A 15,525-nucleotide genomic window follows, 5' to 3' on the forward strand; every position below is an offset into this window, starting at 1 on the left:
GGCGCGTGGCTTGCCGGCGAAGCTTTTCAGCGGCTCAACAGCGACGCAGCGCCCGCGCCGCTGAACAGCCCGGCGCTGACCCGGTTGAACCAGCTCTGGCCCTTGCCGCTGCGCAGGTAGCGCGCCGCGCCATGGGCGCCCAGGCCGTAGGCCAGCTTGCACAGCAGGTCGAGCAGGGTCCAGGTGATGATCATGATCAGCAGCTGCGGCAGGAAGGGTTGTTCGGCGCTGAGAAACTGCGGCAGAAATGCGGCGAAGAACAGAATGTCTTTCGGGTTGCTGGCGCCCAGCACAAAAGCGCGCCCGAACAGTGCGCGAAAGCGCGGTTTCGGTGCGGCCTCGGGTACTTCGGCACCGTGGGAGGGCTGCCGCGATTGCTGCCAGCTTTGCCAGGCGAGATAGAACAGGTACAGCGCACCAACGATTTTCAGGGCACTGAACAGCTGCTCCGAAGCCAGCAGCAGGGCGCCCAGGCCCAGGGCCGAGGCACTCAGCAGGCAGATCGAGGCAAACACGCCGCCGAGAAACGCCGGGTAGGACCGGCGCAAACCGTAATTCAGGCTGTTGCTGATCATCAGCAGGGACAGCGGGCCCGGAATCAGGATCACCACCAGTGCCGCGCCGCTGAACAGCAGCCAGGTTTCCACGCTCATTGCCTTTCTCCTTATGTGCAAAAGCCTCACCCGACGGGGTGAGGCCGTTTGAAACCGATGTGCCTACAAGAAAATGAACTTGGCGATAAAGATCGCGCACAGCACCCACAGGCTGATGGAGATTTCCTTGTACTTGCCCGTCCCGGCCTTCAAGGCCACGTAGGTGATGAAACCCAGGGCGATACCGTCGGCGACCGAGAAGGTCAGCGGCATCATGATTGCGGTCACGATCGCCGGGATGCTGTCGGTGGCCTCTTCCCAATCGATGTGGGCCATGCCGCCCATCATCAGCATCGCCACATAAATCAGCGCACCGGCGGTGGCATAAGCGGGGATCATGCCAGCCAGCGGTGCGAAAAACATGGCTGCGATAAATAGCACACCTACGGTCACTGCGGTAAGACCAGTCCGACCACCCGCGGCGACACCCGCGGCACTTTCCACGTAGCTGGTCACGGGTGGAACGCCGACCACCGCACCGAATACGCTGGAGGCGCTGTCCGCCTTCAGGGCGCGGGAGAGGTTCTCGATCTTTCCGTCGGGGTTGACCAGGCCGGCGCGCTGGGCCACGCCCATCAGGGTGCCGGCGGTATCGAACATGTGCACGAAGAGGAAGGCCAGCACCACGCTGATCATGCTGACGTTGAACACCCCGGCGACGTCCATGGCCATCCAGGTCGGTGCCAGGCTCGGCGGGGCCGACATGATGCCCTCGTAGTGCACCAGGCCCAGGCCCCAGCCGGCCAGGGTCACGGTGATTATGCTGATGAGGATCGCGCCGAACACCCGGTGGTAACTGAGCACGGCAATCATCAGGAAGCAGATCGCCGCCAGCAGCGGGCCGGGTTCGCGCAGGGAGCCGAGCTTGATCAGGGTGGCCGGGCTATCGACCACGATGCCCGCGGTCTTCAAGCCGATCAGCCCGAGGAACAGGCCCACGCCGGCGCCCATGGCGAAGCGCAGGCTGGCCGGAATGCTGTTGAGCAGCCATTCGCGGATCCGCGAGAAGGTCAGGAACATGAACAGCACGCCGGACACGAACACCGCACCGAGGGCGGTTTCCCAGTTGTAGCCCATGGTTCCGACCACGGTGTAGGTGAAAAAGGCGTTCAGCCCCATGCCGGGCGCCAGGCCTACCGGCCAGTTGGCGTACAGCCCCATCAACAGGCAACCCAGGGCGGCGGCGATGCAGGTGGCGACGAAGGCCGCGCCGTGGTCGATGCCGGCGTCGGCCATGATGTTGGGGTTGACGAAAATGATGTAGGCCATGGTGATGAAGGTTGTCAGACCGGCGATCAGCTCGGTCTTCACCGTGGTGCCATGCAACCTGAGTTTGAAGATGCGCTCCAGCCAGCCACTGTTCAGCGGCGGCGAGAGTTCCAGCGTAGGGGCTTCGGATTTGCGGCTTTCCACAGCGAGTACTCCTCAAGAGTTTTATTATTTTTTCCAGAGCCGGACACGCGAGGGTGGGCAGCGGCTCTTTGAGGCATGTAAGGCTTGCGGGCTTTTATTGACCTATGGGTCAGGAACTCGCACGTGGCGAATTATGCTTTTGTATACAAAGAAAGCAAATAATGTTTTTTAGGTTGTGTGCGAAAAGTTCGCCAGAAATGCTATATGCCTGTAGCCGCTGGCGCAGCCTGCGATCGAGCGTGCAGCGCTCGCAATGGGGCTGACGCGGTCTTGCAGAAGCATCGACTATGCAGATTGACGGCCGCTGCGCAGGCTGTGGTGTCAGCGGTTTTCGCCCAGGGCCTTGTTCACCGCCAGCCAGCCATCCACCGCCGCCTCGCCGGCCTCGGCGAACACCCGTTGCAGCAGCTTCACCTGCTCGCGCCGCAGCGATTGCTCAAAGCGCGCACCGTCCTCGGTCAGTTCCAGCAGGCGTTTACGCTTGTCGCTCTCTGGGGCAACGCTGTTGACCAGGTGCATCTCCATCAATTGGCGCAGCGGAATGTTCAGCGCCTGCTTGCTCACGCCCAGTGCCGTGAGCAGTTCCTTCACACTCAGCCCCGGGTAGCGGGCAATGAAAAACACGATGCGCTGATGCACGCGACTCAGGCCGCGGCGCTCGAGCATTTCGTCGGCCTTGGCGGTGAACGCCTGGTAACCAAAGAAGAAAGCTTCCATGGCGGCTTGTTGCGTGGTCTGGTTTTTAAGGTCAAGCATATTGACGTATCTGCGAAAGTCGGCGTAATTTCGGTCAAGCAGTTTGACGTATTTTCCTCCGCCTTCGCTACGGGTGACCCTCATGGCCTTCTCCGAACGTGTTTCGCGTCTTAAAAGCTCACTGATCCGTGAAATCCTTGCCGCCGCGCAGCGTCCGGAAGTGATGTCGTTCGCCGGAGGGCTGCCCGCCGAAGCGATGCTGCCGAAGACCGATTGGCAGGCGATGCCGGTGTCCATGGGCCAATACGGCATGAGCGAGGGCGAGCCACAGCTGCGCGAGGCCCTGGCGGCACAGGCCCGGGCGCTGGGCGTGCCGTGCGAGGCCAGCCAGGTGCTGGTGGTCAGCGGTTCCCAGCAGACCCTCGATCTGGCGGCCAAGCTGTACATCGACAAGGGCACCGAGATCATGCTGGAAGCGCCGACCTACCTGGCGGCGTTGCAGATCTTCCAGCTGTTCGGCGCCGATTGCCTGACCGTGCCGCTTGAGGCCGATGGGCCGGACCTGGCGCAATTGCGCGCCCGCCTGGAGCAGCATCGTCCCGCGTTCATCTACCTGATCCCGACCTTCCAGAATCCTTCGGCGGTGCGCTACAGCGAGGCCAAGCGCGATGCCGTGGCGGCGTTGCTCGACGAGTTCGGGGTGACCCTGATCGAGGACGAGCCTTACCGCGAACTGACTTTCGATGGCGGCAATGCCACGCCTATTGTCGGGCGCCTGCGCAAGGCCAGCTGGATCTACACCGGCACCGTGTCGAAGACGTTGCTGCCGGGGCTGCGGGTCGGTTACCTGATCGCCAGCCCGGACCTGTTTCCCCATCTGCTGCGGTTGAAGCAGTCGGCGGACCTGCACACCAATCGAGTCGGCCAATGGCAGGCGCTGCAATGGATAGGTACCGAGCAGTATCAGCAGCATCTGGGCGAGTTGCGTGATTTCTACCGGGTCCGCCGCGACGCTTTTCAAGCAGCCCTGCAACGTCATTTCGGCGATCTGGCCGACTGGCAGGTGCCCCAGGGCGGGCTGTTTTTCTGGTTGACCTTGAAACAGCCGCTGGACACCCGCACTTTGCTGAAGGCGGCGCTGGAGCAGGATGTGGCATTCATGCCGGGCGAACCCTTCTTCTCCGAGCCGGACCGCAATCCAGGTCACCTGCGGTTGAATTTCAGTCATATCGATCCGGCGCGTCTGGACGAAGGTCTCAAGCGGCTGGCCACCGTGGTACGTCAAGCACAGGCTGCACAGGCAGCCTAAGAGGAGAGGGCCATGTACAAGGTTTATGGGGATTACCGGTCCGGCAACTGCTACAAGGTCAAGCTGATGCTCAATCTGCTGGGCCAGCCTTATGAGTGGCACGCCGTGGATATCTTGAACGGGGATACGCAGACCGAGGCGTTTCTGGCGAAGAACCCCAACGGCAAGATCCCGGTACTGGAGCTGGAAGACGGCACTTGCCTGTGGGAGTCGAACGCGATTCTCAACTTCCTCGCCGATGGCAGCGAATTCCTGCCGAGCGAGCCGCGTTTACGCACGCAAGTGCTGCAGTGGCAGTTTTTCGAGCAATACAGCCATGAGCCGTACATTGCCGTGGCACGTTTCATCCAGCTTTATCTGGGCCTGCCGCAGGAGCGCCTTCACGAATACGAGAAGCTGCAAAAGCGCGGCTACAAGGCCCTGGACGTGATGGAGCACCAGCTGGCGCGCACGCCGTATCTGGTAGGCGAGCAGTATTCGATTGCCGATATCGCGCTCTATGCCTACACCCATGTCGCCCATGAAGGTGGCTTCGACCTGGCGCGCTACCCGGCGATCCAGGCCTGGATGCAACGGGTGGAAAGCCATCCGCGGCATGTCGGGATGCTCGACTGAGCTTCTGCGGGAAACAAAAAACCGACCCTTGGGTCGGTTTTTTATGGTCTGGCGCTTGTGGGGGCTGTTCTGGCGCTATCGCGGGCCAGCCTCGCTCCTACAGAGACTCGGTCGTAAACCTGTAGGAGCGAGGCTTGCCCGCGATGACGTCCTTCAGAACGCCACCAACCATTCAAGCTGTTGCAAAGCGCTTGTCCAGATAATCGATGATCACCTTGGACTCGTACATCCAGGTGGTCTGGCCGTTTTCTTCGATGCGCAGGCACGGCACCTTGATCTTGCCGCCTTGCTCCAGCAGGGTCTGGCGGTCCTGCTCGTTGTTTTTCGCGTCACGCAGGGCCACCGGAACGTTCAGGCGGTGCAGGGTGCGGCGGGTTTTCACGCAGAAGGGGCAGGCGTGGAACTGGTACAGGGTCAGGCCCTTGGCGGCCTGTTCGACCTGGGCTTGGGCCGCGGCGGGGCGCTGCTGCTTGCGTGGGCGGGTGATGAAGTCGATGAAGATGATGAGCTGGCCCAGGCCGACTCGAAGCGCTTTGACGATCACGATATTGCCTCTTGCCCATGAAAGAAGGGGCGGCAGCTTACCTGATTTTTGCCAGGCGAAAAAAAACCGGCGATGAACGCCGGTTCTTTCGGGCAGCCGATTACTTGATCAGGCTGAGAAACTCGCTGCGGGTCGCCGCGTTTTCGCGGAATTCGCCCAGCATCACCGAGGTGATCATCGACGAGTTCTGCTTCTCCACACCGCGCATCATCATGCACATGTGCTTGGCCTCGATCACCACCGCGACGCCCAGGGCGCCGGTCACTTGCTGGACCGCATCGGCGATCTGGCGGCTGAGGTTTTCCTGGATCTGCAGGCGGCGCGCGTACATGTCGACGATGCGCGCGACTTTCGACAGGCCCAGCACCTTGCCGCTTGGAATGTAGGCGACGTGAGCCTTGCCGATGAAAGGCAGCAGATGGTGCTCGCACAGCGAGTAGAGCTCGATGTCCTTGACCAGCACCATTTCGCTGTTATCGGAGCTGAACAAGGCACCGTTGGTGACTTCTTCCAGCGTTTGTTCATAACCGCGGCAGAGGTACTGCATGGCTTTGGCGGCACGTTTTGGCGTGTCGAGCAGGCCCTCGCGGGAGACGTCTTCGCCCAATTGGCCGAGGATCGCCGTGTAATTCTGTTCCAGGGACATGAAACTACCTGTGGGATTTTACGCAAAGGGCAAGGGTACGGTGGCGGACTCGACGCTGCAAGCGCGACGAAGCGGCTTTACTCGTCGCGACCTTCCATCATGGTGCGTTTGAGCATCACATAAACGGCCCCAGCGCCGCCGTGCCTGGCCTGGCACGAGGTGAAGCCGAGCACCTGGGGATGCTGGCGCAGCCAGGTGTTGACGTGGCTCTTGATCATCGGCCGCTTGCCGTCCAGGCGCACGGCCTTGCCGTGGGTGACGCGCACGCAGCGGATTTCGAACTTGGTGGCTTCGGCGAGGAACGCCCAGAGGGTTTCCCGGGCCTTTTCCACGTTCATGCCGTGCAGGTCGAGGCTGCCCTCGAAAGGGATCTGGCCGACCTTGAGCTTGCGCATCTGGCTTTCCTGAACCCCGTCGCGGGCCCACATCAACTCGTCTTCCGGGCCGACGTCGATCACGAACTGATCGGACAGCCCATCGACGGTCGTGGTCTCGGTGCGCACGCTGGCAGCCTGGCGCAGCTTGGCGATCTGCGCCCGGTCAGCCTTGGGTTTGCCGGTTTCGGCGCGATCGTGCTTGATCGGCTTGACGCCTTGGACCGCGCTTTTGAACAGGGAAAAATCGTCGTCTTGCATGTCAGCCTCCGCGAAGACCGAGCAGTTTACCCAACTCGAAGGGAGAGGGGCGGGACAAAACGTGTTGCCATCGATTCAGTCATGTTTCTTCATCAGGTGCGGAGCCATGTTCAAGGTCTGCGGCTGGCGCATGCGGCGCCGGCAACGACGCCACAGCCAGACGCCGACATACAGCAGTAACAGACCGACCGCTAGAATCACCGCGGAACCTGCCGGACTTGCATTCAATTCGCCCAGCGCCGGAGGGCGCCCCAACAGGCTGGCGGCCCCGGCCATCGCCAGCAGCACACCGAAGGTCGCCAGCAACGCGGAGAATCCCGCGCCCAGGCGCAAACGCCAGTTCCGCGGGCCTTTGGGCCGCAGACGACGTGCGTCAAAACCATCGGATATCTTCATTCCGACCTTCCTCAATGGGTATCGGCCCTTCGACCGAAAGATGACCGGGTGGTTCCTGAGGCTAAGGCAATTACGGCAAATGAGAGGCTTTTACGGATGAGCGGCCCGTGGACCGCTCATTGCAGGTCGATCAGATCAGATCTTTGGTCAGGGCGAGGGTGGCGAAGTTGTCCGCCATGATGGCCATTTCGGTCTGCTGGACGTGCTCGGCGCTGAGGATGCCGCCCTTGTAGGGCAGGTCGCGGGTGGCGCAGGCGTCTTCCACCAGGGTGCAGCGAAAGCCCAGGTTCTTCGCCGCGCGCACGGTGGTGCTGACACTGGAGTGGCTCATGAAACCGCAGACGATCAGGTCCAGGGAGCCCAGGTCCTGCAGGCGCTTTTCCAGCTCGGTGCCATGGAAGGCGCTCGGCAGCAGCTTGCCGATGATGGTCTCGTCGCCCTGGGGTTCGAGGCCGGGGATGAATTCGCCGCGCTCACCCTGGGGGTCGAACAGACCGCCGACGGTGCCGAGGTGACGCACGTGCACAACCGGGCGGCCGGCGGAGCGGGCGACAGCGACCAGTTGCTTGATGTTGGCGACCGCGGCGTCCATGCCGGACAGGGCCAGCGGACCGCTGAGGTACTCTTTCTGGGCGTCGATGATCACAAGGGTCGCGTGGCTCAAATTAGCCGCTGCATAACCACGACCGCTGAGTTGAAACATCGTCTTTGGAACGGACATTCTGGGGCTCCTGTGAGTGGGGCTTTTGCGACATTGTCCTCTGGCGGAGCGCTTCTGTGAATCGCTACTAACGTAAGGTGCGTGGTTGCTGGCCTACAGCCGTGTCAAGGGCTATGGAGAATCGGGTCGAATGCGGGGAAAACCGCCTGGACGTCCCGCAGACTCAGATTTTTCATGCGTCGTCCTCAGACGTTTTGGCTGTTAGAATCGCCAGTCGTTTTTTCAGGAGTCTGTCCCGTGATCACTTCCCGCCTGCGCACCCTGCGCGACCACATCCGTTGGGCTGTCAGCCGCTTTCATGGGGAGGATCTGTTTTTCGGCCATGGGACCGACAACGCCTGGGACGAAGCCCGCCAGTTGGTACTGGGTGCCTTGCACCTGCCGTGGGAAATAGCCGACAGCTATCTGGACTGCGCGCTGGAAGATGACGAACTGGTCAATCTGCAGCGTCTGCTCAAGCGGCGCATCGAAGAGCGCGTGCCGACCGCCTACCTGCTGGGCGAGGCCTGGTTCTGTGGCCTGTCGTTCATTGTCGACGAGCGTGTGCTGATCCCGCGTTCGCCGATCGGCGAGCTGATCGAAAAACGTTTCGAACCCTGGCTGGGTGCCGAGCCTGCGCGGATTCTCGACCTGTGCACCGGTTCCGGCTGCATCGGCATTGCCTGCGCCTACGAATTCCGCCATGCGGAAGTGGTGCTGGCCGACTTGTCGTTCGAAGCCCTCGAGGTGGCGAACCAGAACATCGAGCGCCATGGCGTCGATGAGCGGGTGTTCACGGTGCAGGGCGACGGTTTCGAGGGCTTGCCGGGCCAGCGTTTCGACCTGATCGTGTCGAATCCGCCGTATGTGGATGCCGAGGATTTCGCCGACATGCCCGAGGAGTACCAGCATGAACCGGAGCTGGGCCTGGCTTGTGGCGACGATGGCCTGAACCTGGTGCGGCGCATGCTGGCCGAGGCGGCGGATCATCTGACCGAGAAGGGCCTGTTGATCGTCGAGGTCGGCAACAGCCAGGTCCATGTCGAAGCCCTGTACCCGGAAGTCGACTTCGCCTGGCTGGACTTCGAGCGCGGCGGCCATGGCGTGTTCATGCTCACCGCCGAGCAGTGCCGGCAGCACCAGGCGTTGTTCAGCTCCCGGGTCTGATCGGCGTTTCTGTAGGAGCGAGCGGGCGGCGATCCGACTTGCCCGCGATCCAGGCACCGGGGTGTGCCTGGACGGACGCTATCGCGAGCAAGCTTCGCTCCTACAGGTATCCGCGTAAGTCTGGAATCAGCGGTGGGTCGCGATCCAGATCAGCAACCCGGCCTGGAACACCGCAAAGGCCACCAGGCAGGTGATGGTAAAGCGCAGTCCGGTGTCTTCGCGCTTGTACTTGGCAACCTTTTCTTCGTGCTTGCGCAGTTTGACTTCCTGCTCTTCGAGGTTCTGCTCGGCCTGTTGCAGCATCTGCGCGGCCTCGAGGATCTCGACGAATTGCAGTTTTTCGGTGTTCCAGTTGGCCAGCAGTTCGCCGACCTGCACATCCTTGACGCTGCCCTTGAGATGCTGGGCATCGGCGTAAACCACATCGAAACCCTGGACCCTCAGGAAATGATCGCGTCGCAGGCGCGTGGCCTCGTTCAGCGCATCCTTGTTCGCCAGTTCGAAACCGTCCACGCGGTAGTGTGGCCATTTCTTCTGCGCCCAACTCGCCCCCTGCGCCAACAGAAAGCGGCCGATGCCACGGTTCGCCGGCTCGATTTGCAGGTTTTCCGGTTCGAAGCGCACCCGCCGAGTCGTATGGTCGACCCAGACATCCAGGTGATTCTGTTCCTTGCGCACCCGTTGGCCCGGCAGCTGGAGGGTCATGCGCAACAGGCTGCGCTCCTTGTTACTGCGCTCGGCATAACCGAACTCGATAAAGCGCAGCGGCCGTCCGCCCGTGGCGCGATCGGTTTGCAGCGGGGCCAGGCGAAGCATCCGGTGATGCTCGGCGTGGACATCCGCCCACGGCAACGCCACGGCTTCGGGAGCGGGGTTTTCAACCTCGGTTTCGGGAGGGTTCTGGGTATCGGTCATAACGGCGAGATCCTGTCCAAGCGCTACTTGCCGACGGCAAGTGAACGGCCGGCAAAGGCTTATCGGCCGTTTTTTTCAGGACTGGAGGGGAAAACGCGTCAACGGGCGTGAAGTCCGTCAATAAAACCGATGATGCGGCTGCCGAGTTCCGAGGCCAGGGGCAGTTGCGGGTCCTTGTAGGAGGCCAGTTGCCGCTTGACGTCGTTGGGCACGATGCGCAGCACATGGTTCATGCCCTCGATCAGCGCCAACTGGGCATCCGGCTTGGCGGCCTTGAGCATCCGCGCGTCGTCGACGCCGACCTGGATGTCGTTGCTGCCCTGGACGATCAGGGCCGGCATTTTCAGGCGGGCGAACGCGGCGGCCGGGTCTTCTTTGAACAGGGTGATCAGGTACGGCTGCACGCTGGGGCGGAAGATCACTTCCAGCGGCGGCGGCACCTCGGTGTCGACTCGGCCGGCCTTGAGGCTGTCGAGCAGTTCGTTGCTGCGCAGCATCAGCGGCGCCGGCAGGCGATAGCTCAGTTGCTGGCGCAGCACCTGGTCCACCGGGCGGGCGGTCCCGGAGATGGAAATCACCGCCGCCGCATCGACCTGGGGCGCCGCCAGGGTGGCGATCAGCGCGCCTTCGCTGTGGCCGAGCATGATCAACGGGCCCAGGCGCGGGTCGGCCTTGAGTTTTTTGCCCCAGGCCACGGCGTCGGCGACGTAGGCGTCGAGGGTCAGGTTGCGTTCGTCCGGGGTGGCGGCAAGGCTCGCGGCCACGCCGCGCTTGTCGTAGCGCACGCTGGCGATGTTGTGCTTGGCCAGCACCCAGGCCAGGCGCTTGAGGCTGTCGTTGCGCCCGCCGTCGGGGTTGTTGCCATCGCGGTCGGTAGGGCCGGAGCCGGAGACGATCAGCACCACCGGCACCGGGGCGTCGGATTTGGGCAACAGCAGCGAGCCGTATAACTCGCCATTGCCAGTGTCCAGGCTGATGGGACGTTGCAGCACGGCCGCGTGGACCAGGCCGGTGAACAGGGTAAGGCTCAAGAGAAGAACTCGCAGCATCATCACGCCATCATGGAGAAGGTGCCGGTTGGACTTCCCGGCACGGATAAGGTTCGAGGATGAACTAGTTGGGTAGGCTGCGTATACTGGCGCGCTCAGTAATCCAGATTGAGTTATTTCGGCTGATTTCACGGAGCGTCCCGCATGTCTGGCAATACCTACGGCAAGCTGTTCACTGTCACCACCGCCGGCGAAAGCCATGGTCCGGCGTTGGTCGCCATTGTCGACGGCTGCCCACCGGGTCTTGAGCTGTCGCTGGACGATCTGCAGCGCGACCTGGACCGGCGCAAGCCCGGCACCAGCCGCCACACCACCCAGCGCCAGGAAGCCGATGAAGTCGAAATCCTCTCCGGAGTGTTCGAAGGCAAGACCACTGGCTGCTCCATCGGCCTGCTGATCCGCAATACCGACCAGAAGTCCAAGGACTACTCGGCGATCAAGGACCTGTTCCGCCCGGCCCACGCCGATTACACCTACCACCACAAATACGGCATCCGCGACTATCGCGGCGGCGGTCGCAGTTCGGCGCGGGAAACCGCCATGCGCGTGGCGGCCGGGGCCATCGCCAAGAAGTACCTGGCCAGCCAGGGCATCGTGGTGCGGGGCTACATGAGCCAGCTGGGCCCGATCGAAATCCCGTTCAAGACCTGGGACTCGGTGGAAGACAACGCCTTCTTCAGCCCCGACCCGGACAAGGTGCCGGAGCTGGAAGCCTACATGGACCAGCTGCGTCGCGATCAGGACTCGGTGGGGGCGAAGATCACCGTGGTCGCCGAGGGCGTGATGCCGGGCCTGGGCGAGCCGATCTTCGACCGCCTGGACGCCGAGCTGGCCCACGCGCTGATGAGCATCAACGCGGTCAAGGGCGTGGAGATCGGCGCCGGTTTCGCCAGCGTTGCCCAGCGTGGCACCGAGCATCGCGACGAGCTGACCCCGCAAGGTTTCCTCAGCAACAACGCTGGCGGCATCCTTGGCGGGATTTCCTCCGGCCAGCCGATCGTCACGCACCTGGCGCTCAAGCCGACCTCCAGCATCACCACCCCGGGTCGCTCGATCGACATCGATGGCAACCCGGTGGACGTCATCACCAAGGGCCGTCACGACCCGTGCGTCGGCATCCGCGCCACGCCGATCGCCGAAGCCATGATGGCCATCGTGCTGATGGATCACCTGCTGCGTCATCGTGGCCAGAACGCCGACGTGCGCGTCAGCACGCCGGTGCTGGGCCAGTTGTAATGGCGTCCCTGCCAGTCGCCACGGTCTGACGGCCGTGGCGGCGCTCCCGTACTGGCGGCTCTCCAGTTTCTATCTGTTCTATTTCGCCTTGCTGGGTTCGACCGCGCCATTTCTGGCGCTGTATTTCGATCACCTGGGGTTTTCCAGCGCGCGCATCGGCGAGCTGGTGGCGATTCCCATGCTCATGCGCTGCGTGGCGCCGAATATCTGGGGCTGGCTCGGCGACTACACCGGCCAGCGCCTGGCCATTGTGCGTTTTGGCGCGATCTGCACGCTGCTGAGCTTTTCGCTGATTTTCGTCAGCAAGAGCTACGCCTGGCTGGCGATGGTCATGGCCTTGCATGCGTTCTTCTGGCACGCAGTGCTGCCGCAATTCGAAGTGATCACCCTGGCGCACCTGCAAGGCCAGACCGCCCGCTACAGCCAGATCCGCCTGTGGGGTTCGATCGGCTTCATTCTCACGGTGGTGGCGCTGGGGCGGCTGTTCGAGTGGCTGAGCCTGGATATCTACCCGGCGACGCTGGTACTGATCATGGCCGGCATCGTGCTCAGCAGCGCCTGGGTGCCCAATGCCCAGCCAGCGGCCCAGGGCAGTCGCCTGGCGGCTGGAGGCTTTCTTGGCCAGCTGCGCAGCCCCGGCGTGCTAGCCTTCTATGCCTGCGTGGCCTTGATGCAAATGAGCCACGGCCCCTACTACACCTTCCTGACCCTGCACTTGGAACACCTGGGTTACAGCCGCGGCTTGATCGGCCTGCTGTGGGCGTTGGGGGTGGTCGCCGAAGTGCTGATGTTCCTGGCGATGAGCTGGATTCTCTCGCGGTTTTCGGTGCGCCGGGTGCTGCTGGCGAGTTTCCTGCTGGCGGCCCTGCGCTGGCTGCTGCTGGGCGCCTTTGCCGAGCACCTGTGGCTGCTGTTGTTTGCCCAGGTGCTGCATGCCGCGACTTTCGGCAGCTTTCATGCCGCGGCCATTCATTTCGTGCAACGCAGCTTCGGTGACCGCCAGCAGGGCCAGGGCCAGGCTCTGTACGCGGCCCTGGCCGGCACCGGCGGCGCATTGGGCGCGCTGTATTCCGGCTACAGTTGGAACGCCCTGGGCGCGACATTGACCTTTAGTATTGCAAGCCTCGCAGCGCTGGCGGCAGCCGTTATCATTGCCACACGTATGCAAGAGGAGAGGCCATGAGCCTTAGCCGCGAACAGCTGGCACAGGACATCATCGAGGTCGGGCGCTTTCTACATGCCCGCGGCTGGTCGCCGGCCACCAGCAGCAACTATTCCACGCGCCTGTCGCCAAGCGCGCTATTGCTCACGGCTTCTGGCAAGCACAAAGGCCAGTTGGGCCTGGATGACGTGCTGGCCACCGACCTGGCGGGCAACAGTCTGGAACCGGGTAAAAAGCCGTCGGCCGAAACCCTGTTGCACACCCAGCTGTACAGCTGGAACCCGCAGATCGGCGCCGTGTTGCATACCCATTCGGTGAACGCCACGGTGCTGTCGCGCCTGACCGCCGAGGACTTCATCGAGTTCGAGGGTTACGAGCTGCAAAAGGCCTTTGCCGGCATTGCCAGCCACGAGTCGCGGGTGCGCGTGCCGATTTTCGACAACGATCAGGACATCGCCCGGCTGGCGAGCAAGGTCCAGCCCTGGCTCGACGCCCATGCCGATTGCGTTGGCTACCTGATTCGCGGTCATGGCCTCTATACCTGGGGCGCGCGCATGAGTGACGCGCAGCGCCAGATCGAGGCCTTTGAGTTCCTGTTCGAGTGTGAGTTGAAGACTCGCGCCCTGTTAAACCGTTAAGGCTTTCTTCGACTGAAGTAGCCACCGCCTGATGACATGCACCGCCTGACCGGCCTGGAAAGCCTGCGGGCACTGCCGATAACGAGGAATTGCCAAGATGAGCAGCCTGTCCGTTTACCACGTATCCAGCCCGGACCTGCCGAACAAGGTGCTGACCCATTTCGACGATATCGCCGCGACCCTGGCCGAGCAGGGCGTGCGTTTCGATCGTTGGCAAGCCGCCACCAGGATCCAGCCGGGCGCCAGCCAGGAGGAAGTGATAGGCGCCTATCAGGAACAGATCGACCGCCTGATGACCGAACGCGGCTACATCAGCGTCGATGTGATCAGCCTCAATAGCGATCACCCGCAGAAGGCCGAGCTGCGCGCCAAGTTCCTCGACGAACACCGCCACGCCGAGGACGAGGTGCGCTTTTTCGTCGCCGGTCGCGGCCTGTTCAATCTGCACATCGGTGATTACGTGTACGCCGTGCTGTGTGAGAAGAACGACCTGCTTTCGGTGCCGGCCGGTACCGCGCACTGGTTCGACATGGGCGAGAACCCGTACCTGGTGGCGATCCGCATGTTCAACAACCCGCAAGGCTGGGTCGCCAACTTCACCGGTTCCGATATCGCCAGCCAGTTCCCGCTTCTGGAGGATTGAGCGGATGCCGATCAAGGCCATTCTCACCGACATCGAAGGCACCACCAGCGCGGTGAGTTTTGTCTTCGAGGTGCTGTTTCCCTACGCGGTGCAGCAACTGCCAGGCTTCGTGCGCAAGCACGCCACCCGGGCCGATGTCGCCGAGCAGTTGCAGGCGGTGCGTGAGGCAAGCGGCGAGCCGGCGGCGGATGTCGAGCGGGTGATCGAGATCCTGCTGGGCTGGATCGCGGAAGATCGCAAGTCCACGTCACTCAAGGCGTTGCAAGGCATGGTCTGGGAGCAGGGGTATAGGGCCGGGCAGCTCAAGGGCCACGTCTACCCGGATGCAGTAGAGGCGTTGCAGCATTGGCACCAGGCCGGCTATCGGCTGTACGTCTATTCGTCGGGCTCGATCCAGGCGCAGAAGCTGATTTTCGGTCGCTCCATTGCCGGGGACCTGGCGCCGCTGTTCAGCGGTTTTTTCGACACCACTTCCGGGCCCAAGCGCGAAGTGCAATCTTACCAGCGCATTACCCAGGCCATCGGTTGTGCACCTGGGCAGATTCTCTTTCTGTCCGATGTCGTCCAGGAACTGGATGCGGCCCAGTCCGCCGGCCTGGCCACCTGCGGCCTGGTGCGCGAAGGCGGGGTGTTGACGGGGCATGCGAATGTGGCGAGCTTCGCCGAGATCGATCCGCAGCGTTTCTGAAAGCAATCAGGCCGTGTCAGCGCAAGGCCGGCACGGCCTGATTGGGGCTATCCGTCATGTCTGAGTTGTCACCGCGAATCCGCAGCGGTACGGATTTAAAGCGAGTGATACGACGGCAGGGCAAAACGGTTCTGGCTTTGCAGCAGGGAAATCTGCGGCAATTCGCTGGCCTGTTCAGCCAGGTCGCGACGCAACGCGCTGATCACCCACGACAGCTGATCGCCCGCATGCAACTGCGCATAAGAGATCGAGCGCTTGAGCTGTTTACCTTCGCTGTTACGCAGCGTCAGCAGGATGCCGCCATCAGGCCGTGGCTGAGTGGTCACTTCGTAGTTGGAGAACAGGGAAGCGAATTTTTCTTGGATCAGGCTCATGTCTATCAGCTCCATTGGTTCTTGAATGGCAAACCTGGAGTGATAG

Annotated in this window: 19 protein-coding genes; 8 read left to right on the forward strand and 11 right to left on the reverse strand. The window is 62.5% G+C overall.

Features of this window, described 5'->3' with window-relative positions; translation table 11 throughout:
- Nucleotides 1-26 precede the first annotated feature (26 nt).
- From NRG23_RS28300 to NRG23_RS28310, 3 genes are all read right to left on the reverse strand, one after another.
- Nucleotides 27-653 carry a LysE family translocator gene (locus tag NRG23_RS28300; RefSeq protein WP_038576987.1) on the reverse strand — a complete coding sequence of 209 codons (627 nt, stop codon included), beginning with the start codon at nt 651-653 and terminating at the stop codon, nt 27-29.
- 63 nt (nt 654-716) lie between these two features.
- Entirely contained in the window at nt 717-2,066 is a 1,350-nt protein-coding gene (locus NRG23_RS28305; RefSeq protein WP_009050208.1) for an NCS2 family permease, read from the reverse strand.
- Nucleotides 2,067-2,387: 321 nt separating this feature from the next.
- Nucleotides 2,388-2,822, reverse strand: coding sequence for a MarR family transcriptional regulator (locus NRG23_RS28310; RefSeq protein WP_009050207.1), 435 nt, complete (start codon nt 2,820-2,822; stop codon nt 2,388-2,390).
- Nucleotides 2,823-2,904: 82 nt separating this feature from the next.
- On the opposite strand from NRG23_RS28310, the gene NRG23_RS28315 reads away from it, so the two are divergent.
- Nucleotides 2,905-4,071 carry a PLP-dependent aminotransferase family protein gene (locus NRG23_RS28315; RefSeq protein ID WP_257373090.1) on the forward strand — a complete coding sequence of 389 codons (1,167 nt, stop codon included), beginning with the start codon at nt 2,905-2,907 and terminating at the stop codon, nt 4,069-4,071.
- Nucleotides 4,072-4,083: 12 nt separating this feature from the next.
- The gene (locus NRG23_RS28320; protein WP_023966454.1) at nt 4,084-4,686 is read left to right on the forward strand and encodes a glutathione S-transferase family protein; all 603 of its coding nucleotides are present in this window, start codon (nt 4,084-4,086) and stop codon (nt 4,684-4,686) included.
- 172 nt (nt 4,687-4,858) lie between these two features.
- On the opposite strand, the gene NRG23_RS28325 is transcribed toward NRG23_RS28320, so the two are convergent.
- The 5 genes from NRG23_RS28325 to NRG23_RS28345 all read right to left on the reverse strand — a co-directional run bounded on the left by NRG23_RS28325 (nt 4,859) and on the right by NRG23_RS28345 (nt 7,628).
- Complete coding sequence (locus NRG23_RS28325) at nt 4,859-5,230, reverse strand: glutathione S-transferase N-terminal domain-containing protein (protein ID WP_009050204.1); 372 nt, start codon at nt 5,228-5,230, stop codon at nt 4,859-4,861.
- 100 nt (nt 5,231-5,330) lie between these two features.
- The gene (gene folE, locus NRG23_RS28330; RefSeq protein WP_003204506.1) at nt 5,331-5,876 is read right to left on the reverse strand and encodes a GTP cyclohydrolase I FolE; all 546 of its coding nucleotides are present in this window, start codon (nt 5,874-5,876) and stop codon (nt 5,331-5,333) included.
- 77 nt (nt 5,877-5,953) lie between these two features.
- Nucleotides 5,954-6,511 (reverse strand): Smr/MutS family protein, encoded by a 558-nt coding sequence (locus NRG23_RS28335; RefSeq protein ID WP_053269690.1) that lies wholly within the window; start codon nt 6,509-6,511, stop codon nt 5,954-5,956.
- A 75-nt stretch (nt 6,512-6,586) separates the two neighbouring features.
- On the reverse strand, nt 6,587-6,907 hold the full coding sequence (locus NRG23_RS28340) for a hypothetical protein (RefSeq protein ID WP_007932271.1): 321 nt from the start codon (nt 6,905-6,907) through the stop codon (nt 6,587-6,589).
- A gap of 130 nt (nt 6,908-7,037) precedes the next feature.
- Nucleotides 7,038-7,628, reverse strand: a complete 591-nt coding sequence (locus NRG23_RS28345) for a cysteine hydrolase family protein (RefSeq protein ID WP_257373091.1) — start codon at nt 7,626-7,628, stop codon at nt 7,038-7,040.
- 237 nt (nt 7,629-7,865) lie between these two features.
- On the opposite strand from NRG23_RS28345, the gene prmB reads away from it, so the two are divergent.
- Nucleotides 7,866-8,774, forward strand: coding sequence for a 50S ribosomal protein L3 N(5)-glutamine methyltransferase (prmB, locus tag NRG23_RS28350; protein WP_009050201.1), 909 nt, complete (start codon nt 7,866-7,868; stop codon nt 8,772-8,774).
- A 126-nt stretch (nt 8,775-8,900) separates the two neighbouring features.
- Here prmB and NRG23_RS28355 read toward each other — a convergent pair whose 3' ends face one another.
- Together NRG23_RS28355 and NRG23_RS28360 are read right to left on the reverse strand one after the other, a co-directional pair.
- Nucleotides 8,901-9,689 (reverse strand): hypothetical protein, encoded by a 789-nt coding sequence (locus NRG23_RS28355; protein WP_009050200.1) that lies wholly within the window; start codon nt 9,687-9,689, stop codon nt 8,901-8,903.
- Between the two features lie 98 nt (nt 9,690-9,787).
- Nucleotides 9,788-10,741, reverse strand: coding sequence for an alpha/beta hydrolase (locus tag NRG23_RS28360; protein ID WP_257373092.1), 954 nt, complete (start codon nt 10,739-10,741; stop codon nt 9,788-9,790).
- A gap of 141 nt (nt 10,742-10,882) precedes the next feature.
- Here NRG23_RS28360 and aroC point away from each other — a divergent pair, with 141 nt between their 5' ends.
- The 5 genes from aroC to mtnC all read left to right on the forward strand — a co-directional run bounded on the left by aroC (nt 10,883) and on the right by mtnC (nt 15,105).
- A complete protein-coding gene (gene aroC, locus NRG23_RS28365; RefSeq protein ID WP_257373093.1) occupies nt 10,883-11,974 on the forward strand; it encodes a chorismate synthase in 1,092 nt (363 codons plus the stop codon).
- 34 nt (nt 11,975-12,008) lie between these two features.
- Complete coding sequence (locus tag NRG23_RS28370; RefSeq protein ID WP_110175705.1) at nt 12,009-13,157, forward strand: MFS transporter; 1,149 nt, start codon at nt 12,009-12,011, stop codon at nt 13,155-13,157.
- A complete protein-coding gene (locus tag NRG23_RS28375; RefSeq protein ID WP_028683097.1) occupies nt 13,154-13,774 on the forward strand; it encodes a methylthioribulose 1-phosphate dehydratase in 621 nt (206 codons plus the stop codon). Before NRG23_RS28370 ends, NRG23_RS28375 begins: the two co-directional genes overlap by 4 nt.
- A gap of 97 nt (nt 13,775-13,871) precedes the next feature.
- The gene (locus NRG23_RS28380) at nt 13,872-14,417 is read left to right on the forward strand and encodes an acireductone dioxygenase (RefSeq protein WP_028683096.1); all 546 of its coding nucleotides are present in this window, start codon (nt 13,872-13,874) and stop codon (nt 14,415-14,417) included.
- A gap of 4 nt (nt 14,418-14,421) precedes the next feature.
- A complete protein-coding gene (gene mtnC / locus NRG23_RS28385; protein ID WP_257373094.1) occupies nt 14,422-15,105 on the forward strand; it encodes an acireductone synthase in 684 nt (227 codons plus the stop codon).
- Between the two features lie 95 nt (nt 15,106-15,200).
- Here mtnC and NRG23_RS28390 read toward each other — a convergent pair whose 3' ends face one another.
- Complete coding sequence (locus NRG23_RS28390) at nt 15,201-15,479, reverse strand: DUF3509 domain-containing protein (RefSeq protein WP_009045039.1); 279 nt, start codon at nt 15,477-15,479, stop codon at nt 15,201-15,203.
- Nucleotides 15,480-15,525: the final 46 nt, after the last annotated feature.

This window comes from Pseudomonas sp. T8 (genome assembly GCF_024610635.1).
GTDB classification, from domain to species: domain Bacteria; phylum Pseudomonadota; class Gammaproteobacteria; order Pseudomonadales; family Pseudomonadaceae; genus Aquipseudomonas; species Aquipseudomonas chlororaphis_I.

Bases quoted from the DNA above. Each gene is read 5' to 3' on its own strand.
- NRG23_RS28315 (WP_257373090.1), top strand. From the start codon at position 2,905: ATGGCCTTCTCCGAACGTGTTTCGCGTCTTAAAAGCTCACTGATCCGT.
- NRG23_RS28390 (WP_009045039.1), bottom strand. From the start codon at position 15,479: ATGAGCCTGATCCAAGAAAAATTCGCTTCCCTGTTCTCCAACTACGAA.
- NRG23_RS28335 (WP_053269690.1), bottom strand. From the start codon at position 6,511: ATGCAAGACGACGATTTTTCCCTGTTCAAAAGCGCGGTCCAAGGCGTC.
- NRG23_RS28320 (WP_023966454.1), top strand. From the start codon at position 4,084: ATGTACAAGGTTTATGGGGATTACCGGTCCGGCAACTGCTACAAGGTC.
- NRG23_RS28345 (WP_257373091.1), bottom strand. From the start codon at position 7,628: ATGTCCGTTCCAAAGACGATGTTTCAACTCAGCGGTCGTGGTTATGCA.
- mtnC (WP_257373094.1), top strand. From the start codon at position 14,422: ATGCCGATCAAGGCCATTCTCACCGACATCGAAGGCACCACCAGCGCG.
- NRG23_RS28300 (WP_038576987.1), bottom strand. From the start codon at position 653: ATGAGCGTGGAAACCTGGCTGCTGTTCAGCGGCGCGGCACTGGTGGTG.
- folE (WP_003204506.1), bottom strand. From the start codon at position 5,876: ATGTCCCTGGAACAGAATTACACGGCGATCCTCGGCCAATTGGGCGAA.
- NRG23_RS28380 (WP_028683096.1), top strand. From the start codon at position 13,872: ATGAGCAGCCTGTCCGTTTACCACGTATCCAGCCCGGACCTGCCGAAC.
- NRG23_RS28355 (WP_009050200.1), bottom strand. From the start codon at position 9,689: ATGACCGATACCCAGAACCCTCCCGAAACCGAGGTTGAAAACCCCGCT.
- NRG23_RS28310 (WP_009050207.1), bottom strand. From the start codon at position 2,822: ATGCTTGACCTTAAAAACCAGACCACGCAACAAGCCGCCATGGAAGCT.
- NRG23_RS28340 (WP_007932271.1), bottom strand. From the start codon at position 6,907: ATGAAGATATCCGATGGTTTTGACGCACGTCGTCTGCGGCCCAAAGGC.
- NRG23_RS28360 (WP_257373092.1), bottom strand. From the start codon at position 10,741: ATGATGCTGCGAGTTCTTCTCTTGAGCCTTACCCTGTTCACCGGCCTG.
- aroC (WP_257373093.1), top strand. From the start codon at position 10,883: ATGTCTGGCAATACCTACGGCAAGCTGTTCACTGTCACCACCGCCGGC.
- NRG23_RS28375 (WP_028683097.1), top strand. From the start codon at position 13,154: ATGAGCCTTAGCCGCGAACAGCTGGCACAGGACATCATCGAGGTCGGG.